This is a genomic window from Streptomyces cyslabdanicus (assembly GCF_052663305.1).
Genome location: NZ_JBQRUW010000024.1, coordinates 143,029 through 166,529, shown reverse-complemented (window position 1 = coordinate 166,529; position 23,501 = coordinate 143,029). Strand labels below are relative to the sequence as shown.

At 72.3% G+C, this 23,501-nt stretch carries 20 protein-coding genes; 8 read left to right on the top strand and 12 right to left on the bottom strand.

Features of this window, described 5'->3' with window-relative positions:
* Positions 1 to 30 precede the first annotated feature (30 nt).
* Positions 31 to 744 carry a Crp/Fnr family transcriptional regulator gene (locus tag ACTYVM_RS16120; protein WP_445526533.1) on the bottom strand — a complete coding sequence of 238 codons (714 nt, stop codon included), beginning with the start codon at positions 742 to 744 and terminating at the stop codon, positions 31 to 33.
* A gap of 1,401 nt (positions 745 to 2,145) precedes the next feature.
* Between ACTYVM_RS16120 and ACTYVM_RS16115 the strand changes: the two genes are divergently transcribed.
* The 4 genes from ACTYVM_RS16115 (at position 2,146) to ACTYVM_RS16100 (ending at position 5,598) form a co-directional block, all read left to right on the top strand.
* Entirely contained in the window at positions 2,146 to 2,907 is a 762-nt protein-coding gene (locus ACTYVM_RS16115) for a YeeE/YedE family protein (RefSeq protein ID WP_445526532.1), read from the top strand.
* Positions 2,907 to 3,323 carry a YeeE/YedE thiosulfate transporter family protein gene (locus ACTYVM_RS16110; RefSeq protein WP_400030093.1) on the top strand — a complete coding sequence of 139 codons (417 nt, stop codon included), beginning with the start codon at positions 2,907 to 2,909 and terminating at the stop codon, positions 3,321 to 3,323. Before ACTYVM_RS16115 ends, ACTYVM_RS16110 begins: the two co-directional genes overlap by 1 nt.
* Positions 3,324 to 3,532: 209 nt before the next feature.
* A complete protein-coding gene (locus ACTYVM_RS16105) occupies positions 3,533 to 3,703 on the top strand; it encodes a hypothetical protein (RefSeq protein WP_445526531.1) in 171 nt (56 codons plus the stop codon).
* A gap of 14 nt (positions 3,704 to 3,717) precedes the next feature.
* Entirely contained in the window at positions 3,718 to 5,598 is a 1,881-nt protein-coding gene (locus tag ACTYVM_RS16100) for an ABC transporter ATP-binding protein (RefSeq protein WP_445526530.1), read from the top strand.
* A gap of 23 nt (positions 5,599 to 5,621) precedes the next feature.
* Here the strand turns inward: ACTYVM_RS16100 and ACTYVM_RS16095 are convergent, their stop codons facing one another.
* A complete protein-coding gene (locus ACTYVM_RS16095) occupies positions 5,622 to 6,404 on the bottom strand; it encodes a hypothetical protein (RefSeq protein ID WP_445526529.1) in 783 nt (260 codons plus the stop codon).
* Positions 6,394 to 6,981, bottom strand: a complete 588-nt coding sequence (locus ACTYVM_RS16090; protein ID WP_400030101.1) for an RNA polymerase sigma factor — start codon at positions 6,979 to 6,981, stop codon at positions 6,394 to 6,396. Before ACTYVM_RS16090 ends, ACTYVM_RS16095 begins: the two co-directional genes overlap by 11 nt.
* A gap of 297 nt (positions 6,982 to 7,278) precedes the next feature.
* Between ACTYVM_RS16090 and ACTYVM_RS16085 the strand changes: the two genes are divergently transcribed.
* On the top strand, positions 7,279 to 9,249 hold the full coding sequence (locus tag ACTYVM_RS16085; RefSeq protein WP_445526611.1) for an NAD-binding protein: 1,971 nt from the start codon (positions 7,279 to 7,281) through the stop codon (positions 9,247 to 9,249).
* A gap of 101 nt (positions 9,250 to 9,350) precedes the next feature.
* On the opposite strand, the gene ACTYVM_RS16080 is transcribed toward ACTYVM_RS16085, so the two are convergent.
* Positions 9,351 to 11,183, bottom strand: coding sequence for a S9 family peptidase (locus ACTYVM_RS16080; RefSeq protein WP_445526528.1), 1,833 nt, complete (start codon positions 11,181 to 11,183; stop codon positions 9,351 to 9,353).
* Positions 11,184 to 11,415: 232 nt separating this feature from the next.
* On the opposite strand from ACTYVM_RS16080, the gene ACTYVM_RS16075 reads away from it, so the two are divergent.
* Positions 11,416 to 12,222, top strand: a complete 807-nt coding sequence (locus ACTYVM_RS16075; protein WP_445526527.1) for an SURF1 family protein — start codon at positions 11,416 to 11,418, stop codon at positions 12,220 to 12,222.
* Positions 12,223 to 12,229: 7 nt separating this feature from the next.
* Here ACTYVM_RS16075 and ACTYVM_RS16070 read toward each other — a convergent pair whose 3' ends face one another.
* The 7 genes from ACTYVM_RS16070 to ACTYVM_RS16040 all read right to left on the bottom strand — a co-directional run bounded on the left by ACTYVM_RS16070 (position 12,230) and on the right by ACTYVM_RS16040 (position 18,694).
* Positions 12,230 to 13,390, bottom strand: a complete 1,161-nt coding sequence (locus ACTYVM_RS16070; protein WP_445526526.1) for a hypothetical protein — start codon at positions 13,388 to 13,390, stop codon at positions 12,230 to 12,232.
* Positions 13,387 to 13,962 carry a SigE family RNA polymerase sigma factor gene (locus ACTYVM_RS16065; RefSeq protein ID WP_400030796.1) on the bottom strand — a complete coding sequence of 192 codons (576 nt, stop codon included), beginning with the start codon at positions 13,960 to 13,962 and terminating at the stop codon, positions 13,387 to 13,389. Before ACTYVM_RS16065 ends, ACTYVM_RS16070 begins: the two co-directional genes overlap by 4 nt.
* A gap of 508 nt (positions 13,963 to 14,470) precedes the next feature.
* The gene (locus ACTYVM_RS16060) at positions 14,471 to 15,574 is read right to left on the bottom strand and encodes an aspartate-semialdehyde dehydrogenase (protein WP_445526525.1); all 1,104 of its coding nucleotides are present in this window, start codon (positions 15,572 to 15,574) and stop codon (positions 14,471 to 14,473) included.
* Positions 15,571 to 16,848 (bottom strand): aspartate kinase, encoded by a 1,278-nt coding sequence (locus tag ACTYVM_RS16055; RefSeq protein WP_400030111.1) that lies wholly within the window; start codon positions 16,846 to 16,848, stop codon positions 15,571 to 15,573. The genes ACTYVM_RS16060 and ACTYVM_RS16055 overlap by 4 nt, the downstream gene beginning before the upstream one ends.
* Positions 16,849 to 17,039: 191 nt before the next feature.
* Positions 17,040 to 17,699: a DUF5063 domain-containing protein gene (locus ACTYVM_RS16050; protein WP_445526524.1), complete on the bottom strand. Its 660-nt coding sequence runs from the start codon at positions 17,697 to 17,699 to the stop codon at positions 17,040 to 17,042.
* Positions 17,692 to 18,291, bottom strand: coding sequence for a recombination mediator RecR (gene recR / locus ACTYVM_RS16045; protein ID WP_445526523.1), 600 nt, complete (start codon positions 18,289 to 18,291; stop codon positions 17,692 to 17,694). Before recR ends, ACTYVM_RS16050 begins: the two co-directional genes overlap by 8 nt.
* Positions 18,292 to 18,349: 58 nt before the next feature.
* Positions 18,350 to 18,694: a YbaB/EbfC family nucleoid-associated protein gene (locus tag ACTYVM_RS16040; protein WP_445526522.1), complete on the bottom strand. Its 345-nt coding sequence runs from the start codon at positions 18,692 to 18,694 to the stop codon at positions 18,350 to 18,352.
* A 257-nt stretch (positions 18,695 to 18,951) separates the two neighbouring features.
* Between ACTYVM_RS16040 and ACTYVM_RS16035 the strand changes: the two genes are divergently transcribed.
* Complete coding sequence (locus ACTYVM_RS16035; protein ID WP_445526521.1) at positions 18,952 to 19,701, top strand: SLATT domain-containing protein; 750 nt, start codon at positions 18,952 to 18,954, stop codon at positions 19,699 to 19,701.
* 28 nt (positions 19,702 to 19,729) lie between these two features.
* On the opposite strand, the gene ACTYVM_RS16030 is transcribed toward ACTYVM_RS16035, so the two are convergent.
* A complete protein-coding gene (locus tag ACTYVM_RS16030) occupies positions 19,730 to 21,880 on the bottom strand; it encodes a serine/threonine-protein kinase (protein ID WP_445526520.1) in 2,151 nt (716 codons plus the stop codon).
* 256 nt (positions 21,881 to 22,136) lie between these two features.
* On the opposite strand from ACTYVM_RS16030, the gene ACTYVM_RS16025 reads away from it, so the two are divergent.
* On the top strand, positions 22,137 to 23,492 hold the full coding sequence (locus ACTYVM_RS16025) for an aspartate aminotransferase family protein (protein WP_445526519.1): 1,356 nt from the start codon (positions 22,137 to 22,139) through the stop codon (positions 23,490 to 23,492).
* Positions 23,493 to 23,501: the final 9 nt, after the last annotated feature.

The following is a 23,501-nucleotide window of genomic DNA, read 5'->3' as shown; positions in this document are numbered from 1 at the left end:
CTAGGAGAACGCGCCCGAAGTGATCCCGTATCAGTACGGGTTGTCAGCAACAAGTTTGGCGAATTCGAGCAGCCTCGGAACGTCACAGATGGTTATGTTTCGGTAACTGCGCTCCACCAGCCCCCGAGCTGTCAACGTGGCCAGGCTCTTTTCGGCCGTGTTGAGCTTGAGGCCGGCCAGCGACGCGAGCTCCTTTTGTGTCAGCGTCACGCCCAGGTCGCACCGCTTGCCGTCGCTGTCCGGCGCAGGCCGCGCATGGGCCTGGCACAACTCGGCGAGAACCCGGGCCAGCCGGGTCAGCGAGTCGTAGGCCTGGAAGTCGATCCGGCGCTGGTTGGCCCAGCGCAGCCGGGAGCACAGCATGTGGAGGACGGCCCGCATGGCGTCCGGGTGGTGGGTGAGGAAGGCCTCCAGTGTCCCTACCTGAATGACCCGCGCGGTCACTTCACCGCACGCGACCACCGTGCCGGACCTGGGGCGCTCCTCGAAGGCCGCCATCTCCCCGACCAGTTCGCCCGCTATGCGTACGGCGAGCAGCATGTCGTAACCGCTCTCCGCGCTGGCGACGACCTTCACGACGCCGCTCGTGATCAACAGGACGTGCCGGTTGTCTTCGCCCTGCTGGAGCAGGGCGCGATGGGGCGGATAGGCCTTCGGGGTGCTCTGGCTCAGGAGTTCTTCCCGCGTCGCGTCCCGCAGCCGGCCGAGAAATGTGGACGGCGGCCATGCGTGGTTCACCAGCACCCCCGGCGATCTCACTCTGCGGCGCAGCACGCCGCCCAGGCCCGACCATGCTGCCGCCGAGGCGGGCGCCGGCAAACAGACAGGACGGGATGTGGCCTGTTTTCCCACGCCCCAGCCGGAATCGACCGAACATGCATTCGATATACAGCGATATGCGAACGCCTGTCCTAGCCGTGACCCTTCGCGTGGGTGCCTGCGGGTGCCTATGGTGCGTGCGCTCGGACCCTGGTGGGCAGCCCGCGGGCGGCGCGGGTGAATTCGGCGGCCAGGAAAGTCTCGCGGATGCCGAATTCCCCCGTGCGGGCCTTCGGCCGGGATTCAGGCGAGACACTGGAAAGGGGCTCACATTCCGTATGCGGTGATTGATCTCCGCATGACACATGGCGAGCTGATCTGCAATTTTCACGGCCCCGTCACAACCCTGCCGAACATTCGCACCCCCTCCACAAACAACTGATACGCGCCCACGTCGGCCGGGATCATGAGACCGAATCGCGATCAAGACCTCCTGGCGACCGGCAGATATCCGGACATCTGAGGTAGGCGGACAGGCATATCACGTGGCGCATCTCACTGAGCAATGTCAAGCGGTTCGGCCAGAAAACCCAGTCGGGTTGCCCGGGGCACCGGGAAAGTGGTTCCATCACGGCTGAACGCGGTGACTGGCAGTCACAATTCGGCTCTGTGTCGATATTCCCCGGCGCTTTTGATCGTCGAGCGGGCGCGACAAGGACAGGAACCAGAAGCGGCGGCCGCCCCTTTGCGAACGGGCGGTCCGCGCCGGTCAGGAGGGAGCAACGTGGGTTGCTCGCACGCCGAGGGATGCCCCCTTTTCCCCCTGCTCAGGGCGAGCTTGCAGGGTTGGCGCGACTACTACTGCGACAGCGTGGACCAGTGGCACGACTGCGCCCGCTACCAGTTGTCGCTCACCGGTGAGCGCGTGCCGATCAGCCTGCTGCCCAACGGAGCGACCGCGCGGCACCTCGAAGGCACGTCCGGTGCGAGCCGGTCCAGCGCGACCAACTCCGCGCAGACACCCCGGCAGGCTCCGCGGCCGCCGCAACAACCGCAGCCGCAGCCGCAGCCCGACGCGTGGTCACAGTCGATACCGGCCGGACCGCCCGAGCCGGCCTCGCCAGGACCCGAACAACCGGGGAGCGCGGCCTGGTTCGGGGCGGCGCCCGCGGCGCCGGCCCCGTCCGGCCAGCCGTCACCCCACGCACCATCGCCCCACACACCATCACCCCACACACTCGCTGCCTACACGCCGTCATTCCACGCACAGGCTCCGCACCCGCCGACTCCTCAGCCGTCGGGCCGCACCGCCCGGCCGTCGGGGCAGGCGGCCAGCGCGAAGCGCGGCTTGTTGGGGCGGCTCGCCGACTGGATGAGAGGTCCGGCATGAACTACTGGCCCTGGTGGGCGGGCGCGGTCGGGCTCGCCCTGGTCACCGTCAACTACACCCTGACCACCGACCGTTCCTTCGGGGTGTCCTCGGCCTGGGACCGCGTGCTGCACTGGCGCAGCGAACGCCGTCTCGAACAGATGGACGATGAGTTCGCCGACGACGAGGCGCTCGCCGAAGCGCTCGCCGCGGCCACCGCGGAGCACTTCGGAACGCTGCCCGGCGCACCGGCCTCGCCCCATTCCCCGTACGCGGGCCCGCAGTCCCCGTACCCGGGACAGTCCCCGTACGCGGACCCGCAGTCGCCGTACGCGCCGGACGGGCAGCAGGTCCCGTACGCGGACCCGTCGGCCGCCTACGGGGCGACGCAGCCGCCGGCGCCCGACGCCGGCCCCGTGGCCTCCGAAGGTTCCTCGGTCACGAGCCAGCGCCCCGCCCCGCTGATCACCCAGGCCGCCCTGCTGGTGTCGATCTTCCTGGGCGGACTGATCGCCTCGCTCGTGTCCGGGCGGTTCGAGCTGCGCTACGACATGGGCCCCGGTTTCCGGGAGCTGGTCACCGGCGATCCGGTCACCATGGTCGTCCTGCTGTTCCTGGGCGGCGTGCTGGTCGGCTTCGGCACCCGGCTGGCCGGCGGGTGCAGCTCAGGCCACGGACTGAGCGGCTGCGGCCGGCTGCGGCCGGTCAGCATCGTCGCGACCGCCGTGTTCTTCGGTACCGCCGTCGCGGTGTCGTTCCTCCTGTGGAAGGTGATCTGATGCGTACCCGGGGCGCGATCCTGCTCGCCAACATCATCACCGGCCTGGCCCTCGGCTTCACCGTCTCCAACATCGGCTTCGGCGACTACGCCGAGCTGAACCGCATGTTCACCTTCCAGGACCTGCGGATGTTCCTGTCCTTCGCGGGCGCCGTCGTGATCATCGTGCTCGCGTTCGCCCTGCTGCGGGTGCGCCGGACCCCCGGGCGGATCCACGCCGGTGTGATCCCCGGAGCGGTGCTGTTCGGCACGGGGTGGGCGATCTCGGGCGGCTGCCCGGCGATCCCGATCATCCAGGTCGCCGGCGGTTACCTGCCCGCCGCGGTGACCATCGCCGGCGTCGCCGTCGGCATCTGGCTGTGCCGCTGGGCCAACGCCCGCTTCTTCCACCTGGACCGCGGCTCCTGCGGGCTGTGACGAGGGGACGCCGTTCCCGTCGGCCGTAAGGCCTCAGGTCTCCCGCCCGATGCGCGCCGCGCCGGGCGGGAGACACATTTGCCCCACCTTTACCAAAAACGCCATCCAATTCCGCCTCCGGGACGTATCTACTCACGAGGCATGTTTCAGACATGTTCCACAGGAGGACTCAATGGCGATCTTCAACGCTCTCTTCCCGACCCTCGACCGTGACCTCGACGAACGCGGCGGGCGCGGTGGACGTGGCGGACGCGGCGGACGCGGTGGACGCGGTGGACGCGGACGCGGCGGGCGCGGCGGACGTGGCGGACGCGGACGCGGCGGACGTGGCGGACGCGGCGGGCGCTACTAGGGCGACCGGCTTTGGCCACGACAAGTGATACGGAGCGGACCGGTGTCTGAGCGAGCCGGTCCGCTTCGTCGGCTCGTCGTGCGGCTGCTGTCCGTCGACAGCGACGAGACGGACGCCGTGGTCGACGCGGCGCCGCCGCTGCCCGCGCGCGAGACCTTCCGACGGTTCTGGCCCTACACACGCGGGCTCCGCGGCTGGCTGGTACCGGTGATCCTGCTCAGTCTGCTCGAGCCCCTCGTCGCCGCGGCCGAACTGTGGCTGTTCAAGATCGTGGTGGACGAGGTACTCGTCCCGCGGGACCTCTCCGCCTTTCTCTGGATCGCGCCGACGTACGTCGGGCTCATCGTCCTGTCCGGCATCATCGGCTTCGCCGACGACATGATCTCCGCCTATGTCAGCGAACGCTTCATGGTGGCCCTGCGCGCCGACACCTTCCGGCACGTCCAGGGGCTGTCGCCGGGATTCTTCGAACGGCGGCGGCTGGGAGACGTGCTCGCGCGGCTCACCGAGGACGTCGACACCGTCGAGACGCTCCTGCTCTCCGGTCTGGCGGACGTGCTCTACTACGTGCTCCAGCTGGGCGTCTTCCTCGGCCTGCTCTTCTACCTGCGCTGGGACCTCACTCTCCTCGCGATGGTCATCGTGCCGCTGTTCTGGTGTTCCGCGCGTCACTTCGCCCGGCTGACCAAGGAGGCGTCGCGGGAACGCACGCGGCGCAGCGGCTCGCTCAGCGCGGTCGCCGAGGAGTCGCTGGGCAACGTGACCCTGGTCCAGGCGTACAACCGTCAGGTCTGGGAGCAGGACCGCTTCCAGCGCGAGAACCTGGGCCAGTTCCGCGCCACGATGGCCTCGACACGGATCCGGGCCGTCTACCAGCCGCTCGTGGAGCTCATCGAGGTGTGCGGGGGCCTCGCCGTCATGGGCCTGGGCACCTGGAAACTGGCCCAGGGCCAGCTCACGCTGGGCGGACTGCTGGTCTTCCTGGCCCTGATCGGCAAGCTGTACACCCCGGTCCGCGGCCTCTCCCACCTCGGCCCCGCCTTCTTCTCCGCGGCCGCCTCCGCCGAACGTATCGCCGAGCTGCTCGACCAGCGGCCCCAGGTGCACGAGGCGCCGGACGCCCGGCGGACCGGCCGGGCACGCGGCGAGGTCGAGTTCGACGGCGTGTCCTTCCGCTACCCCGACACCTCCCGCTGGGCACTGTCCGAGGTGTCGTTCCGTGTCGGCCGCGGCGAGACCCTCGCACTGGTGGGGGCGAGCGGCGCCGGGAAGTCCACAGCGGCCAAACTGCTCCTGCGGTTCTACGACCCCGACCAGGGCGCCGTCCGCCTCGACGGCACCGATCTGCGGGAGCTGGTCCTGTCCGACGTACGGGACAACGTCGCGGTGGTGTTGCAGGAGACGCTCGTCCTGCACGGCACGGTGCGGGAGAACATCGCCTACGGGCGGCCCGACGCGACCGACGCCGAGATCGTGGAGGCGGCCCGCGCCGCCGACGCCGACGAGTTCATCCGGCTGCTCCCGGAGGGCTACGACACCGTGGTCGGCCAGCGCGGCCGGATGCTGTCCGGCGGGCAGCGCCAGCGGCTCGCCATCGCCCGCGCGATGGTCAGGGACGCGCCCGTGCTGCTCCTCGACGAGCCCACCACCGGCCTGGACGCCCAGTCGGGCCACCGGATCATGGCACCGCTGCGCCGGCTCATGTCCGGCCGGACGACCATCGTCATCTCCCACAACCTGCTCACGGTCCGCGACGCCACCCGGATCGTGGTCCTCGACCACGGGCGGGTGGTCGAGTCCGGAACCCACGACGAGCTGTTCCTGCGCGGTGGTGCGTACACGCAGCTGCACCGGTTGCAGGCGGCCTCTCCCCCGCAGACCGGGCAGACCGGCATACCACCGAACGGCGCCGTGCTGTCATAACGGGACGTGTCATGACGGGACTGTCATGACACGGCGGTACCCGTGGAGACATGTGCCCTGGCCAGCGGTGTGCCGTCGGGTGCCGTCACCCGGACGCTGGCCAGGGTCGCGGGGTCGATGGCGGCCGGACCGCCCCAGGAGCCGCGGCCACCGTGCAACGTGAAGTCGCCCAGGCGGACGGTGCTGCCGTCCTTGCGCACCAGTACGCAGGTGACCTTGCCGTCGTAGGGGGAGTCTCCGGCCTGAGGTGGAAGCTCGACGGTCATGTAGACCCAGCCCGGGGACCCACGGTGGGCGTAGACCTCGCCGGACGGCTTGCCCGCGTCGGCGGAGACGAGCCCGCCCCACAGCATTCCCGCCCCGGCAGCGACCGCGGGGGCGGGACCGGTCATGGTGTCCTCGATCGCCGTACCGATGGCCCAGCCGCCGAAACCGATCGCGAGCACCAGCGCGCCCGAGGCGGCGGCGACCTGGGGCCTGATCCGGCCGAAGGGCCCCGGGCGCGTGACGCGTGACCCGCGGTCGTGCGGGCGCCCCTCGGGCGCCGACGCCTGCCGGCCCGGCCCCGCGGCCCGCTGCCGCAGTGCCTGCGCCACCCGGCTCTCGAACCCGACCGGCGGTTCACTGCACGGAAGCAGCCCGATCAGCCGGTCGCCGAGCAGGGTCAGCTGGCGGATGTACTCACGGCAGTCCGCGCACCGGTCCAGGTGCGCGACGGCACCGGCCCGCTCCCGGCCCGGCAGTACACCGAGAGCGAGTTCGGCGCCGATCTCGCGCAGGCGCTCACAGGTGAACTCACTCGACATGGTCCCCTCGCTGGAAGGAAGCGAGCGTGGTCCGCAGCTTTCCCATTCCCGTCCTGATCCGCGTCTTGGCGGTGCCCAGCGGAATCTGCTCCCAGTCGGCGACCTGCTGGGCGGTCATGCCGTAGATACCCGCCAGCACCAGGGCACGGCCCTGTTCGGGCGGCAGTTCGGCTACGGCGGCCCGCAGCCGGGAGGACGCCTCGTCGGCCAGCGCGTACCGCTCCGGGCTCTCACTGACGACGTCCAGGATCGCGTCGAGGTCCTCCGGCGCGACCGGCTCAGGGCGCCGGGACCGTACGGTGTCGATGGCGAGGTTGTGCGCGATGGTGGTCAGCCACGTGGTGACCGACCCACGCCGCGAGTCGTAGATCTGTGCATGACGCCACGCCCTCTCGAAGGTCTGCTGCGAGATGTCCTCGGCAAGCTGCGGATCTCCCGTGACCGCGATGGCCACACCGAAGACCCGGTGCTGGAACCTGCGGACGAAACTCACCGCCAGGTCCGGATCCCCGGTGGCCAACCCGGACAGCAGAGCCTCGTCCGGGAGGCGGCCCGCCGGGAAGCGGAACCGTGACACATCCGTATATACGGGCCATCCCCGTCCGCGGATTGCCCGTCCCAAACGGAATCCCATGCTCCGATTCTCTCGCGAGACGGCCGCCCCCGCCGGTCGGTCGGACCGTACGGACGGCAGACCTGCGATTTTCTTACCGGTTCCACGTCCGGTCGTACCCGTCGTGCGGTGTCACCGGACCGTCAAAGAGATCGCCGGCCCGGGGTGGATGGTGGAACCACCGGTCCCGCTGAGGCAGTCTCTTCCCTCGTGGGGAGCGTTCCGTATCAGGGTGGGGTGCCGGCCGGCTCGGGCGCGCACATGGTGGTGTGCGGGGACGACGGGCTCGCACAACGGTTGGCCGCGGAATTGCGCGGCGTGTACGGCGAACAGGTGACGCTGGTCGTGCCGCCCTCCGAGCGGAGGGTCCAGCCGCCGGGGGCGGGCCGGGTCCGTACGGCTTCGGCGCTGCTGGACCGGGTGGTGAGCGCGGCCGTCAACCGGACGTCGGGCAACGGCGGAAGCGGACCCGGTGCGGGCGGCGCACGCGGCGGTGATCCGCCGGCCGACGGGGACCGGCTGGTGGAGGCCGCCGAACTGACCGATGCCGTGCTCGCGGAGGCGGGTGTGGAGCGGGCGGCGGCACTGGCCCTGGTGTACGACGACGACGAGACCAACATCCGCGCCGCCCTGACCGCCCGCCGCCTCAACCCTCGGCTGCGGCTCGTGGTGCGCCTGTACAACCGGCGGCTGGGCCAGCACATCGAGGAGCTCCTCGACCAGGCCGCAGCGCTGGCGGTCGGCGGCGACGCCGCGGCGGGCGCCGACGCCTCCACGACCGTGCTGTCCGACGCGGACACCGCCGCGCCCGCGCTGGCCGCCAGTGCCGTCGTCGGCACCAGCAAGGTCGTCCAGACCGACGCGCTTCTGCTGCGCGCGGTGGAACGGCCGCCGCCCGCGCCGGGGCAGGTCGCCGACCCCGGACTGTGCACCCTGGCGCTGCTGTCCGCCACTGCCAGCGACCCGGCCGGCGCGGACGGTTCCGAGGACAGCGGCGACCAGCGGCCGCAGCTGCTGCCGGACGAGGCGGCGGTACGGGCGGCCACCGGACGCGGGACCGTGGTGCTGGAGCAGGTCTCCTACGCCGCCGAGCCGCTGTCCGCGCGGCGCGTGGTGGCGGCCGCCGTGCCGCCGCTGACGTCGCTGTTCTCACGGCGGCTGCGGTGGACGGTGGCGGGTCTGGCGGCGTGCGTGGTCGCGCTCGCGGTGGCGTTGTGGCTGGTGGCCGGGGTCCATCCGCTGGGCGCGGTGTACCTGACGCTGCTCGACCTGTTCGCCATCGACGACCCCGCGCTCGGCGAGCCGGCCGGACGGCAGCTCCTGCAACTGCTGACCGGGCTGGTGGGCGTGCTGCTGCTGCCCGTGGTGCTGGCCGCGGTGCTCGAGGCGCTGGGCACGTTCCGCTCGGCGTCCGCACTGCGCAGGCCGCCGCGGGGGCTCGGCGGGCACGTCGTCCTGCTGGGACTCGGCAAGATCGGCACCCGGGTGCTGACACGGCTGCGGGAGCTGCGCATTCCCGTGGTGTGCGTGGAGTCGGACCCGGAGGCGCGCGGGGTGGCCACGGCGCGGCGGCTGCGGGTGCCGGTGGTGCTCGGGGACGTCACGCAGGAGGGCGTCCTGGAGGCCGCGAAGATCCACCGCGCGCACGCGCTGCTCGCCGTGACCAGCGCGGACACCACGAACCTGGAGGCCGTGCTGTACGCGCGGTCCGTGCGCCCCGACCTGCGGGTGGTGCTGCGGCTGTACGACGACGACTTCGCCACCGCGGTGTACCGCACCCTGCGGGCCGCGCACCCGCACGCCCTGACGCGCAGCCGGAGCGTGACGCACCTGGCGGCGCCCGCGTTCGCCGGTGCGATGTTCGGCCGGCAGATCCTGGGGGCGATCCCGGTGGAGCGGCGGGTGCTGCTGTTCGCGTCCGTGGGCGTGGGCGGGCATCCGCAGCTGGAGGGCAGGACGGTCGCGGAGGCCTTCCGGCCGGGGTACTGGCGGGTGCTGGCGCTGGACGTGGGGATGATCGCGGGCGAACGGCGGGAACCGGCCGCTCCGGAGGCGGCGGCCGAGCACCCCGACCGGGTCTCGGGGCTGGTGTGGAACCTGCCCGGCACCTATGTCCTGCGGAAGGAGGACCGGGTGGTGCTCGCGGCGACCCGGCGCGGGCTGGCGGAGCTGCTGGGCCGCAGGTCGCGGGAGCGGACGGGGCGGACAGGAACGGGGACGCAGGGAACGTAGAGGTGCGGGGGCGTGCGGAGCCCGTGAGGGACCGTGCGGAGCGGACGGGCGGCTCAGGACGCGGTCCTGGGTCACCCGCGCCCCCGCGGCCCCCGCTTCGGCTACCTCGGCAGGTGCCGCTCCGCGAAGTCCAGTTCCAGACGGATCTGCTTGATGCGTTCGTCGACGACCAGGGAGCCGTGGCCGGCGTCGTAGCGGTACACCTCGTGGACGGCCTCGCGCGTCTCGAGGCGCCTGACGTAGTTCTCGATCTGGCGGATCGGGCAGCGCGGGTCGTTGACGCCCGCGGAGATGTAGACAGGCGCCTCGACCTGGTCGACGTAGGTCAGCGGCGAGGAGGCCTCGAAGCGCTCCGGCACCTCCTCCGGCGTGCCGCCGAGCAGGGTGCGGTCCATGGCCTTCAGCGCTTCCATCTCGTCGTGGTACGCCGTGACGTAGTCGGCGACCGGGACCACGGCGATGCCCAGCGCCCACAGGTCGGGCTGGGTGCCGAGACCGAGCAGGGTGAGGTAGCCGCCCCAGGAGCCGCCGGTGAGGATCAGGCGGGCCGGGTCGGCCAGCCCCGAGCCGACGGCCCACTCGCGGACCGCCGCGATGTCCTCCAGCTCGATCAGGCCCACCCGGTGCTTCAGCGCGTCCGTCCACGCCCGGCCGTAGCCCGTCGAGCCGCGGTAGTTGACCCGGACCACCGCGTAGCCGTGGTCGACCCAGGCGGCCGGGCCCGCGGCGAAGGAGTCGCTGTCGTGCCAGGTGGGGCCGCCGTGGATGTCGAAGACCGTGGGGAGCGGCCCGGTCGCGCCCGCGGGCCTCTGCACCAGGGCGTGGATGCGGCCGCCGGGGCCCTCCACCCACACGTCCTCCACCGGCACCGAACCCGGGGACTTCATGCCGGGCGGGTCGAGGACCACCCCGCCGTGCGTCGAGCGGACCGCCGAGGGCTCGGCCGCCGAGGACCACAGGTACTCCACGCTGCCGTCCGGGCGGGCACTCGCACCGGAGACCGTGCCGGGCGGGGTGGGGATCCTCGTCAGCTCGCAGGCGGCCAGGTCGTAGCGGAACAGCTCGCTGCGGGCCTCGAAGCCGTGCACCACGAGCAGGCCGCGGCCGTCCGGACACCACTCGGCGCTCACGTCGCCGGGCAGGTCGAGCGCCAGGTCGTGCTCCTCGCCCGTCGCCACGTCCCACACCAGCGGCTCCCACCGGCCGCGTCTTTGGTGGCCGACGAGCAGCCGCGTGTCCCCGTCGACCGGGGCGAAGCCCAGCACCTCGAGGCCCAGTTCGACCGTCCCGCCCTTGGTGTCGTCCAGCTCGGCGACCGTCGTGCCGTCCGGGCGCAGCACGCGCAGCGCCGAGTGCATCGCGTCGCCGTGCTCGGTGTGCTCCAGGGCGATCAGCGAGCCGTCGTGCGAGAGGTCGCCCACGCCCGCCGACTCGCGGTGGCGGTAGATCTCCGTCACCTGGCCGGCGCGGGCCACGTGCAGGGTCGTGCCGTCCTCGTCCGTGGAGCGCCCCACGACCGCCGTGCGGCCGTCCCGGCCGAGTGCGAGTCCCGCCGGGTACGACGCCCCGAGGCCGGGCACGGCCTCCTCGTCCGGGCCGCCCTCGAAGGGCTGCCTCCGCCAGACGCCGAACTCGTCGCCGTCCTTGTCGTCGAACCACCAGATCCAGCGCCCGTCCGGCGAGAGCACACCGTCCGTCGTGCCGTTCGGCCGGTCGGTTACCTGCCGCTGCCCGTCCGTCGTCCGGTCCCAGGCGTACAGCTCGTACGTCCCGGTCGCGTTCGACACGAACAGGGAGCGCTCCGGTGAGTCCTCCGCCCAGTCGGGCAGGGACACCCGGGGCGCGCGGAAGCGCTTCTCCCAGTCCGGCATCTCCTCGATGAGTGCCCGCCGGTCGAGCTGCTGCGGCGAGTCGGACCCGTTGCTCTCAGTCATGACCCCATACTGCACGGTCCCGCCGACATGGCGCTGTCCGGTCTCCCCAGCCTGTGGACAACTCCACCCGGACCCTTCGCATCCTCTTGCCTTTTCCACACCCTTCCCGACCCTCCCACTCCCTTCCCGCTCCCTTTCCGCCCACCGGGCGTCCCGCGCCCCGCCCGCCGAAAGCCCCGCCGGGCCGACCCCGCGCCGGGCGCACGGCGGGCGGCACCGTACCGTTGAGGGCGTGTACCGGTTTCTGCTGACACCTCGCTGGTGGGGCATCAACGTCTTCGTACTGCTCGCCATCCCCTTCTGCGTGTTCATGGGGTCCTGGCAGCTGGGCCGGTTCGAGGCGCGGGTGCAGGACCACCGGACCGCGACCGAGCAGGCCGCCTCCCACCGCGAGGAGGCACCGCGCCCGCTTGACGGGCTGCTGCCCGTGGACAAGCGCACGTCCGGCATGCAGACCACCGCGACCGGCCGGTACGGCGAGCAGCTGCTGGTCCCGGACCGCGAGCTGGACGGCAAGACCGGGTACTACGTGCTGACCCTGCTGCGCACCGCCTCCGGCAAGGCGCTGCCGGTCGTACGCGGCTGGCTGCCCGGAACCCCCGACCCGGCCAGGGCCCCCGCGCCGCCCGCGGGCGAGGTCACGGTCACCGGAGCGCTCCAGGCCTCGGAGACGCCGGGTGACAACGGGGTCAGCGCCCAGGGCGGACTGCCGTCCGGGCAGACCGCGGCGATCAGCGCGGCCTCACTGGTGAACCTCGTGCCGTACGGCGTGTACGACGCCTGGATCACCCTCGACCACGCCGACTCCGGGATGAAGGCGGTGCCGGCGAAGGCCCCGGAGAACACCGGTCTTGACCTGAAGGCGTTCCAGAACCTCGGCTACACCGGCGAGTGGTTCGTCTTCGCCGGTTTCGTGGTCTTCATGTGGTTCCGGTTGCTGCGCCGCGAGGTGGAGGCCGTACGGGACGCGGAGCTGGGGCTTTCGCCCGAGGAGGCCCCGGTGCCGGCGTCCGCGTCGAGCAGCGCGTCCGGCGCCTGACCAGCCGCTACGACTCCGGGAGCACCCCGGTCCTGTAGACCGTCCCCGCACACGCGTTCGGCACCGTCACGGACGCCGAGGGCGAGCCGGCCTCCGGGGTGTGGGAGACCACGACGCTGCCGTCTGCCGTGCCGTCCGTCTGGAGCATCTGGGTGGTGACGCCGGAGTCGGTGCCGGGGCTCGTCGCACCCGTGGTGGTCACACCCTGGGTGGGGGACGGATCGGACGAGGGTGCGCCGGTCTCGTTGCCGCCGGTGCTGCCGCCGCCGGTGGTCGGACAAGCCTGGGCGGGCACCCAGGCGAACTTCACCTCGTACGCCGAGCCGGACGGCAGGAGCAGCCCGGGCGCCTCGGTGGAGGGGTCGGGCAGCCCGGCCGCCGCGTCGCCGGAGGTGTGCGCGACCACGGTGATCCGGCCCGCGTCGGCCTCGCCCTGCGCCAGGGTGCTCACCGAGCCGGCGCCGCCGACCCGGCAGCTGCCGGTGGAGACGTTGGCGACGTGGAAGGTGCCGTAGACGACACCGGCCGAGTCGGGTGTGTCGACCGTGGCGGCGGCGGAGCCGAGCTGGGCGGCCGTGCACACCGGGGCGTCGCTGCCGGAGGGGGACGAGGAGCTGTCCGGGTCGCCGGTGGGTCCGCTGTCGGCGGCGCTGCCCGGACTGCTCTCGGGGTCGTCCTTCCGGTTCTCCGCACCCCCGCCGGTGGCCTTGCCCGAGGAGCCGCCGAAGCCGCTCTCGCCGCCCTCCGGGTCCTTGCCCTGGCTCGCCCCGCCCTGGGCCTGGGAGGCCTGGCCGGCGATGGCCGGGTTGGCGTCGGAGTCGCCGGTGTGGGACACGTGCACGAGGGCGGGAACTGCGGTGCCGATGAACAGGGCTGCGGCGGCCATGCCGACGGCGGCCTGCCGCTTGCGGGCCCGCCGCGCCGGGACGGCGCGGCGCAGGTGCTCCAGCGTGCCGTCCCGCGGCTCGACGTCCTGGACCGCCTGGTGCAGCATCCTACGCAGTGCCAGCTCGTCCGAGTCGAGCCCTTCCAGGCCGAGTTCGTCGGGGCTGTGGTTCACGGTTCCGTTCCCAGCGTGCGATGACATGTGCTCTTGGTGGTCCGGCTCGCGCGACGCGTCGGGTTCGTCCGGCTCGTCCGCGGCGCGGTCCTCTTCGTGCTTCCTCATGCGGACGCCCCCATCGCCACCCGCAGCGCCGCGATGCCGCGCGAGCCGTACGCCTTGACCGAGCCCAGCGAGATCCCGAGGGTCTCGGCGACCTGCGCCTCGGTCATGTCCGCGAAGTAGCGCAGCACCAGGACCTCGCGCTGGCGGCGCTGGAGGCCCTTCATCGCCTTGATCAGGGAGTCGCGCTCCAGCTGGTCGTAGGCGCCCTCCTCGGCGCTGGCCATGTCCGGCATCGGCTTGGACAGCAGCTTCAGGCCGATGATGCGGCGGCGCAGGGCCGAACGGGAGAGGTTGACGACCGTCTGCCGGAGATAGGCGAGGGTCTTCTCCGGGTCCCGGACGCGTTTGCGCGCGGAGTGGACCCGGATGAACGCCTCCTGGACCACGTCCTCGCAGGAGGCGGTGTCGTCGAGGAGCAGCGCGGCCAGGCCCAGCAGGGACCGGTAGTGCGTGCGGTAGGTGTCCGTGAGGTGGTCGACGGTGGTGCCGGCCGCCACGGTCTCCTCGGCGGCCTCACGCTGACTGGGTATGCGGGCGGGCCGCGCGGCGGGCATGGGCGCGATCACCGGCATGCCACCGGGCAGGCGCGGAGAGCGCGCCGCGCGGGGCGGCCGCAGGGCCGTGCCACGGGCCGCCGCCGGGGATTGCCCCCGCTCGAAGAACTTGGGGGCCAACTCGAGAACCTCTGCCACGCCAGTTGGACACGTCTCCCCCCACCGAGGTTGTACGTGCCGGGCAGGACATTTGCGCCATGTGACACGTCCGGCAACGTTCTCGCGGCAGGCGGCACAACCGAATGCGCCTTGTATGCCCTCATACGTCCCGCTCATCCCCTATGCCTGAATCGCCGGGACGTCCCCACGTCCCGCAGCGTCCCCACGCCCCCCGAAGGGCGACCGCAAAGACGCTCCCCGCCCTTCGCGCGGTTGCACAGGACGGGGAGGCACATCATCAGCCGCCGAACGGCATGGATCAAGTGGCCAAGCCCGTCGGCCGGACCATGATTCTCCCACGGATCCGGCCAACGGACAGGCCCCTGGCCACGGGATTTCCGGCGGCGGCCCCCTCACACGACAGAAGTCACGGCGCCTCGGCCGCCACCAGCTCCGCGATCTGCGCCATGTTGAGCGCCGCGCCCTTGCGCAGGTTGTCACCGCACACGAAGAGCTCCAGCGCCGTCGGATCGTCCAGCGCCCGGCGCACCCGCCCGACCCACGTCGGATCGGTGCCCACCACATCGGCGGGCGTGGGGAACTCGCCCGCGGCCGGGTCGTCGTACAGCACCACGCCGGGCGCGGTGGCCAGGATCTCCCGCGCCCTGCCGACCGTGACCTCGTCCTCGAAGCGGGCGTGCACGGTCAGGGAGTGCGTGGTGACCACCGGGACGCGCACGCAGGTCACGGCGACCGGCAGCCGCGGCAGCTCGAGCACCTTGCGGGACTCCTCCCGCAGCTTCATCTCCTCCGACGACCAGCCCTCGTCGCACAGCGCCCCGGCCCACGGCACGACGTTCAGCGCCACCGGCTCCGGGAACGGACCGGTGTCGTCCCCGACGGCCCGCCGCACGTCACCGGGGCTGGTCCCCAGGTCTGTGCCCGCCACCAGGGACAACTGCCGGCGCAGGGTCTCCACGCCCTCGTTCCCGGCTCCGCTCACCGCCTGGTACGAGGAGAGGACCAGCTCGCGCAGGCCGAACTCGGCGTGCAGCGCGCCCAGCGCCACGATCATGGACAGGGTGGTGCAGTGGGGGTTGGAGACGATCCCGCGCGGGCGCCGCCGCACCGCGTGCGGATTGACCTCGGGCACCACGAGCGGCACGTCCGGGTCCGTACGGAAGGCGCCCGAGTTGTCGACCACCACCGCGCCCCGGGCGGCGGCGAGCGGCGCCCAGTGCGCGGTGGCCTCGTCGGGCAGGTCGAACAGGGCGATGTCCACCCCGTCGAAGGCGTCCTCGGCGAGCGCGGCCACCTCGACCTCCTCGCCGCGCACCGTCAGCCTGCGGCCGACCGCGCGCTCGGGCTCCCCGCCGCTCGCACCGGGGCGGGGACCCGGAGGTGAGCCCGCGGGAGCGGCGAGCAGGCGGATGTCACCCCAGATGTCCGCGCGCTGGGACAGGATCCGGAGCAGCACCGTGCCGACGGCTCCGGTCGCTCCCACGACCGCGAGCGTCGGTCGGTCGCTCATCGCCCGGTGCCTCCGTAGACGACGGCCTCGTCGCTGTCGGAGTCGAGCCCGAAGGCGCTGTGCACGGCGCGCACGGCCCCCGGCACGTCGTCCTGGCGGGTGACGACCGAGATACGGATCTCGGAGGTCGAGATCAGCTCGATGTTCACGCCCGCGTCGGACAGCGCGGTGAAGAAGTCGGCGGTGACCCCGGGGTTGGTCTTCATACCCGCGCCGACCAGGGAGATCTTGCCGATCTGGTCGTCGTAGCGCAGGGAGTCGAAGCCGATGCCGGACCGGTTCTTCTCCAGCGCGTCGATGGCCTTGCGGCCCTCGGCCTTCGGCAGCGTGAAGGAGATGTCCGTCAGGCCGGTGGCGGCGGCGGACACGTTCTGCACGACCATGTCGATGTTGATCTCGGCGTCGGCGATCGTCCGGAAGATGGAGGCCGCCTCGCCGGGCTTGTCGGGCACGCCCACGACCGTGATCTTGGCCTCGGAGGTGTCGTGTGCGACACCGGAGATGATGGCCTGCTCCACCTTCTTGTCCCCTTGCTGAATCGGCTCGCTGCTGACCCACGTGCCCTGCAGCCCGCTGAAGGAGGAGCGGACGTGGATCGGGATGTTGTACCGGCGCGCATACTCCACACAGCGGTGGAGCAGCACCTTGGAGCCGGACGCCGCCAGCTCCAGCATGTCCTCGAAGGAGATCCAGTCGATCTTCCGGGCCTTCGCCACCACCCGCGGGTCGGCGGTGAACACTCCGTCGACGTCGGTGTAGATCTCGCACACCTCGGCGTCGAGGGCGGCCGCGAGCGCGACGGCGGTGGTGTCGGACCCGCCACGCCCCAGCGTGGTGATGTCCTTGCCCGCCTGGCTGACGCCCTGGAAGCCGGCGACGATGGCGATGTTGCCCTCGTCCAGCGCGGTCCGGATACGGCCTGGCGTGACGTCGATGATCCGGGCTTTGTTGTGCACCGAGTCGGTGATGACGCCTGCCTGGCTGCCGGTGAACGACTGTGCCTTGTGGCCCAGGTTTTTGATCGCCATGGCCAGCAGGGCCATGGAGATCCGCTCTCCGGCGGTCAGCAGCATGTCGAGCTCGCGCCCGGCAGGCATCGGGGAAACCTGCTCGGCGAGATCGATCAGCTCGTCCGTCGTGTCGCCCATCGCGGAAACCACGACAACCACGTCGTTGCCGTTCTTCTTGGCTTCCACGATTCGCTTGGCGACGCGCTTGATGCCCTCGGCATCGGCTACGGAGGAGCCTCCGTACTTCTGCACGACAAGGCCCACGTGCGCTCCTCGCTCAGTCCGTGTCCATCGCACTCACGCAATATGCGGTGCGGTCGGCTCAGTCTATCGAGCGTCCGAATTTCCCTTTCGCGATATCGCATGGTGAGATACCCGGCGCCCGTTGGTCAGAACGGCTCATGCCCAAGCAGTGGAACACCACTCGGAAAAGTGCGCCGGGTCACACCCGGCGGTCAACGCACCCGGCGCAGTCCCAGCGGGTCCGCGATCTCCTGTGCCATGACCTTGCCGGCCTCGAACTCCAGGGTCTCGTCGCCCATGCCCTGGTCGGTGTCCAGGCCGTCCAGCTCCTCCAGGGGCTGGTTGAGGCGGACGTGGGCGACCAGGGACTGGAGGGCGCGCAGGGTGGCGGAGGCCGTGGAGCCCCAGTTGGAGAAGTAGGAGAACTGCCACCACCACAGGGCCTCGGTGGTGCGGCCCGCACGGTAGTGGGCCATGCCGTGGCGCAGATCGGCCATGACGTCCGCCAGGTCGTCCGAGATGCGGGCGGGCACGGGTGCCCGGCGCGGCTCGTAGGGGTCGAAGACCTCGGAGTAGACGTCGATCGGCTCCAGCAGGCGCGCGAGGTTCTCGCGGAGCTGGTCCACGTCCTGCTCCGGACCGGGGTCGGGTTCGTAGCGCTCGTCGGGGACGATGTCCTCGTGCGCGCCGAGCCTGCCGCCGGCCAGCATCAGCTGGGAGACCTCCAGCAGCAGGAAGGGCACCGCCGAGTCCGGCTCGTCACCCTTGGCGATCTCGGTGACCGCGACCAGGAAGCTCTCCACCTGGTCGGCGATCTGGACCGCGAAGTCGTCCGGGTTCTGGCTGGTGGCGTGCAGCGTGGCGTCAGACATCTAGGAGTCGTCTCCCCTCGAAGGCGCGGCCGAGGGTGACCTCGTCCGCGTATTCCAGGTCTCCGCCCACCGGAAGGCCGCTGGCCAGGCGGGTGACCTTCAGACCCATGGGCTTGATCATGCGGGCGAGGTACGTCGCCGTCGCCTCGCCTTCGAGATTCGGGTCCGTGGCCAGGATCAGCTCGGTGACCGTGCCGTCCGCAAGACGGGCCAGGAGTTCCCGGATCCGCAGGTCGTCCGGGCCGACGCCCTCGATGGGGCTGATCGCCCCGCCGAGGACGTGGTAACGGCCGCGGAACTCGCGGGTGCGCTCGATGGCGACGACGTCCTTCGGCTCCTCGACCACGCAGATGGCCGAGGGGTCGCGGCGGCTGTCGCGGCAGATCCCGCACAGCTCCTCCTGCGCGACGTTGCCGCAGGTCGCGCAGAAGCGGACCTTCGCCTTCACCTCGAGCAGGGCCTGGGCGAGCCGCCGTACGTCCGCCGGTTCCGCCTGAAGGATGTGGAAGGCGATCCGCTGCGCGCTCTTGGGACCGACGCCGGGCAGCCGCCCGAGCTCGTCGATGAGGTCCTGGACCACGCCTTCGTACAACGGACTGCCGTCCTTCCTGGGTCGCTTCGGTACGTACGGTAGTTGCCCGGTGCCCGCCTCAGAAAGGCAGCCCCGGGATTCCGCTGCCGCCGCCGAGGCCCTGGGCCAGCGGGCCGAGCTTTTGCTGCTGGAGGGCCTGGGCGTTGTCGTTGGCCGCCTGGACGGCGGCGACGATCAGGTCGGCGAGGGTCTCGGTGTCCTCCGGGTCCACCGCCTTGGGGTCGATCTTCAGCGCGCGCAGCTCGCCGGCGCCGGTGACGGTGGCCTTCACCAGACCGCCGCCCGCCTGCCCGTCGACCTCGGTCCGCGCCAGCTCCTCCTGGGCCCGCTGAAGGTCCTGCTGCATCTTCTGGGCCTGCTGGAGCAGCTGCTGCATGTTGGGCTGGCCACCACCGGGAATCACGATCAGCTCCTGCTTTCATACGGCTGTCCGGGCGGGGACCGATGCACCGGTTTCCCGCTGGCACGAGCCTACGTGGTCCGGGCAGGCAGCGCCCCGCCACTCTTTCGAGTGAGTCTTGGATGAGCCCTATACCTGATCAAGGCCCTCTTACGGGCGGAAAAGCCGTGCTTCCCAGCGCCTCGCCACCCATTGGGGGGTAGGAAGGGGGCCGGCGTTGTCAGCCAGCGTCACGGATCGTGATCAGTAGGGAGTGCCGGGTGGGTCAGCCGGAGATGCAGCCCGAGCGTCCGCCGCAGGACGGGCGGAGTGACGGGGCGGCCGGGCTGCGGCCGGGCGATCTGACCGGGCGGCCGTTCCCGCTCGGCGACTGGGGTGAGCCGGCGCAGCGGCTGGACGAGCTGTACCGCTGGGTGGAGCGGGGGGCGCTGCAGACCGTGGCCTGGTATCTCGGGGAGCGCGTGTGGAAGCGGCGCGGGGCGCGTGCGCTGCGGATCGGGGCCGCGGCGGGGGCGGTGACCGGGGCGGCGCTGCCCCTGCTCGATCTGACCGGGGCGGCCGACGGGGTGGCGCCGTGGGGGTATGTGGCGCTGCTGCTGGGCGTGGCGTGCGTCGGGATCGACCGGTACTTCGGGGTGACGGCCGGGTGGATGCGGGACGTGGCGACCGCGCAGGCCGTGCAGCGCCGGTTGCAGGCGTTGCAGTTCGACTGGGCGTCGGAGAGCGTGCGGGAGGTCCTGGGCCCGGCGGAGGGAACGGCCGGTGAGGCCGCCGAGCGGTGCCTGGGGGTGCTGCGGCGGTTCTCGGAGGACGTGACCGAGCTGGTGCGCTCGGAGACGGCCGACTGGATGGTGGAGTTCCGCATCGGCTCGGCGCCGGTGGGCCTTCAGGCGGTGGGGCCGGGGGCCGCCGGGCGGTCCGAGATGGGCGCCGGGCACGGGCGCCTGCCGCTGCCACCGGGCGCCGCACGGCCGAACATGCCCCGGCAGCGGCCACCGGAGCCGCGCTGACGCCGGTGCCCGGTGGCGCCGACGCCGGTCACTGCCTGGTGTACGTCAGCTTCTCCCCGCTGCCGGTGTTCAGGCGCTGGAGCCTGCCGTCCGGCAGCAGGGTGACCTCCGTGGCCGCGCCCGGGTTGCACCCCTCGCTCTGCCGCCCGCTCGTGACGACGGAGGGGCCGATCTCCAGTGGGCCGCCGTCGCTCGGCCGCCGGACGAGCCGGGCCTCGAACACGCAGTGGTAGGTGCTCCCGCTGTCGGTGGGGCCGTCGGCGACGAGAGTGAGCACGGTGTCGCCCACGTTGCCCTGGGTGAGGATGAGCCGGCGGCTGTTCGCGCCGTAGGCGTTGTCGATCGTCGCCTTCCAGCTGCCGAGGTAGCCGGCCGGGACCACGCCGTCGGCCGGGGACGGGGACTTCGGCTGCGAGGCCGCCGGGGACGGGTCGGAGCCGTCGGGGCCGGTGGCGTCGTGCGTGGTGGGCACGCTGACGGCCGGCGTGACGCCGGACCCGCCGCCCTTGTCGTCGCTGCCGCCGCCCCGCATCAGGACGTACACGGAACCGCCCGCGCCGAGCGCCACCACCAGGGCCACCGCGATCAGCGCCGCGGTGGACCGGCCGCGGCGGCGCGGCTCCCGCTCCGGGAGCGGGCTCGGGCCGTGCGGCGGGGTCGAGCCGATCGGGGGCGGACCGTACGGCGGGGTCGGGCCCGGGCCGCCGTACGGGTGATGCCCGGGCGGCGCGCCCCAGGCGCCGGGCTGCTGCGGGTAGCCGTAGGCGGCGGGCTGCGGGTGCTGCTGGGGGTAGCCGTACGGCCCGGGAGCGGGCGCCGGGCCCGGCGCCGGCACCTGCCCCGCGATCATGGTGGGCAGGTGATCCACCGGGGTGTGCCCCCCACCAACGGGCTGTTCGGGCGGCGGCACGGAGCCGTCGGAGACCGGCGCGTGCTCGGGCGAGCCGTACGACTGCGCCCCGGCGGCCCCGGTCCCGGCGGCAGGCACCCCCGACGCGGCTCTGGGCATTCCCGGTTTCCCGGATCCCCCGACCGCCTCCTGGCTCCCGGCCGCGTCGACAGCCGCCCCGGAAAAACCCCCAGCCCCGCCTGGATCCCCGGCGGCACCCGGCGCGCCCGGGGCACCAGGCACACCCGGCGCGACCCCAGGGGCTCCGGGCAGGCCCTGGGGGCCGAAGGAGCCCTGGGGACCGGGCAGGCCGGTCGGTGGGTCCGCGCCGAGGGCCCTGGGGGCGGTGCCCGCCGCGTCTCGTGGGGGCTCCGGGCTCTCCACCTCCAGGAGCTGGACCGCGTGGCGGCCGAGCTGGGCGACCAGGGCGCCGGGCAGCCACGGATCGCGCAGGCGGCCGTCGGCGACCGTCTCCTCGGCGCCGGTGCGCCGGATGATCTCGTCCACGGTGGGACGGGCCGCCGGGTCCTTCCTCAGGCAGGCGCGGACGAGGTCGGCGACGCCCTCGGGCAGCGCCCCGAGGGCGGGTTCCTTCTCGGCGATGCGGTACATCAGCGCGTGCACTCCGCTGTCGGCGCCGCCGAACGGAAGCGCCCCGGTCGCCGCGTACGCGAGGACCGACCCCAGGCAGAAGACGTCGCACGCGGTCGTGACCCGGTCGCCGCGCACCTGCTCGGGCGCCATGAACCCGGGCGAGCCCACCAGCGCGCCGGTCCGGGTGAGCCCGCCGTCCGTGACGGTCTCCAGGGCCCGGGCGATGCCGAAGTCGATGACGCGCGGCCCGTCGATCGTGACCAGCACGTTGGAGGGCTTGAGGTCGCGGTGGATCAGGCCGGCGGCGTGGATGTCCTTCAGCGCGCCCGCCAGCCCGGCCGCGAGGATCCGCACCGACCGCTCGGGCAGCGGGCCGTGGTCGTGCCCGACGGCCCGTTGCAGGCTCGGCCCGGCCACGTACCCGGTGGCCAGCCACGGCACGGCGGCCTCGGTGTCCGCGTCCAGCACGGGCGCGGTCCAGTACCCGCCGACCTGCCGCGCGGCCCGCACCTCCTGCCGGAACCGCGCCCGGAACTCCTCCTGCTGCGCCAGCTCCCGCCGCACCAGCTTCACGGCGACGGTGCGCCCCCGGTCCGACCGGGCCAGGAACACCTGCCCCATGCCGCCGGCCCCGAGCCGCGCCAGCAGTCGGTACGCCCCGATCTCCTGTGGATCGTCAGCCCCCAGCCTCTCCATGGCAGAGCCGCCTCCCCCGTATCCCCCGATACGCCCCTGTGCGTCAGACCGAGAATAGTGCGGCGGCCCCGCCCCCCGGGCGGCCCCGGTGTCTACGGTTCCGTAACAGGTCCGCCCCGCCCCGTACGGGCCGTCCCCCCCGGCGACCCGCCGCTTCCGACGGCCTGCCGCTCCCGACAACCTGTCGCTAAAACCCCCGGTCCACAGACAGGGCGCCGATGTCGCGCCCCTGCCCGCGCCGTTTACGCTCGGCCGCATGACCCCTCAGCCGAATCCCGAAGCCGGCGCAGTCGTCAAGGCCGCGGACCGGGCGCACGTGTTCCACTCCTGGTCCGCCCAGGACCTCATCGACCCGCCGGCCGTGGCCGGTGCCGAAGGGTCCTACTTCTGGGACTACGACGGCAAACGCTTCCTGGACTTCACCAGCGGGCTCGTCTTCACCAACATCGGCTATCAGCACCCCAAGGTCGTCGCCGCGATACAGGAGCAGGCCGCCACCCTGGCCACGTTCGCGCCGGCGTTCGCCGTCGAGGCCCGGTCCGAGGCGGCGCGGCTGATCGCCGAGCGGACCCCCGGCGACCTGGACAAGATCTTCTTCACCAACGGCGGCGCCGACGCCGTCGAGCACGCGGTGCGCATGGCGCGGCTGCACACCGGGCGGCCCAAGGTGCTCTCGGCGTACCGCTCGTACCACGGCGGCACGCAGCAGGCCGTCAACATCACCGGCGACCCGCGGCGCTGGCCGTCGGACACCGGCTCGGCGGGGGTCGTGCGCTTCTGGGCGCCCTTCCTCTACCGCTCCCGCTTCTACGCCGAGACCGAGGAGCAGGAGTGCGCGCGGGCGCTGGAGCACCTGGAGGCGACGATCGCCTTCGAGGGTCCCGCGACCATCGCCGCGATCATCCTGGAGACCATCCCCGGAACCGCCGGGATCATGGTGCCTCCGCCCGGCTATCTGGCCGGAGTGCGCGAGCTGTGCGACAAGTACGGGATCGTCTTCATTCTGGACGAGGTCATGGCCGGCTTCGGGCGGACCGGTGAGTGGTTCGCGGCGGACCTCTTCGACGTCGTGCCGGACCTGATGACCTTCGCCAAGGGCGTGAACTCCGGATACGTGCCGCTGGGCGGCGTCGCCATCTCCGGGAGGATCGCGGAGACCTTCGGCAAGCGGGCCTACCCCGGCGGTCTGACGTACTCCGGGCACCCGCTGGCGTGCGCGGCGGCCGTCGCGACGATCAACGTGATGGCCGAGGAGGGCGTCGTCGAGAACGCCAAGCGGCTCGGCGCCGAGGTCGTGGAGCCGGGGCTGCGCGAGCTGGCCGAGCGGCACCCGAGCGTCGGCGACGTGCGCGGCGTCGGCATGTTCTGGGCCCTGGAGCTGGTGAGGAACCGCGAGACCCGTGAGCCGCTGGTGCCCTACAACGCGGCCGGTGAGGCGAACGCCCCCATGGCCGCCTTCGGCGCCGCCGCGAAGGCGAACGGTCTGTGGCCCTTCATCAACATGAACCGCACGCACGTCGTCCCGCCGTGCAACGCGACCGAGGCCGAGCTGAAGGAAGGCCTGGCGGCGCTCGACGCCGCGCTGACGGTGGCCGACGAGCACACCGCGTAGCGGCGCGGG

What these genes read in the sequence shown, in the direction of transcription:
- ACTYVM_RS16115 (WP_445526532.1), top strand. Translation starts at nt 2,146, where the DNA reads ATGAACTACTGGCCCTGGTGGGCGGGCGCGGTCGGGCTCGCCCTGGTC.
- ACTYVM_RS16110 (WP_400030093.1), top strand. Translation starts at nt 2,907, where the DNA reads ATGCGTACCCGGGGCGCGATCCTGCTCGCCAACATCATCACCGGCCTG.
- ACTYVM_RS16095 (WP_445526529.1), bottom strand. Translation starts at nt 6,404, where the DNA reads ATGTCGAGTGAGTTCACCTGTGAGCGCCTGCGCGAGATCGGCGCCGAA.
- ACTYVM_RS16085 (WP_445526611.1), top strand. Translation starts at nt 7,279, where the DNA reads ATGGTGGTGTGCGGGGACGACGGGCTCGCACAACGGTTGGCCGCGGAA.
- ACTYVM_RS16080 (WP_445526528.1), bottom strand. Translation starts at nt 11,183, where the DNA reads ATGACTGAGAGCAACGGGTCCGACTCGCCGCAGCAGCTCGACCGGCGG.
- ACTYVM_RS16070 (WP_445526526.1), bottom strand. Translation starts at nt 13,390, where the DNA reads ATGAGGAAGCACGAAGAGGACCGCGCCGCGGACGAGCCGGACGAACCC.
- ACTYVM_RS16065 (WP_400030796.1), bottom strand. Translation starts at nt 13,962, where the DNA reads ATGCCGGTGATCGCGCCCATGCCCGCCGCGCGGCCCGCCCGCATACCC.
- ACTYVM_RS16060 (WP_445526525.1), bottom strand. Translation starts at nt 15,574, where the DNA reads ATGAGCGACCGACCGACGCTCGCGGTCGTGGGAGCGACCGGAGCCGTC.
- ACTYVM_RS16050 (WP_445526524.1), bottom strand. Translation starts at nt 17,699, where the DNA reads ATGTCTGACGCCACGCTGCACGCCACCAGCCAGAACCCGGACGACTTC.
- ACTYVM_RS16030 (WP_445526520.1), bottom strand. Translation starts at nt 21,880, where the DNA reads ATGGAGAGGCTGGGGGCTGACGATCCACAGGAGATCGGGGCGTACCGA.
- ACTYVM_RS16025 (WP_445526519.1), top strand. Translation starts at nt 22,137, where the DNA reads ATGACCCCTCAGCCGAATCCCGAAGCCGGCGCAGTCGTCAAGGCCGCG.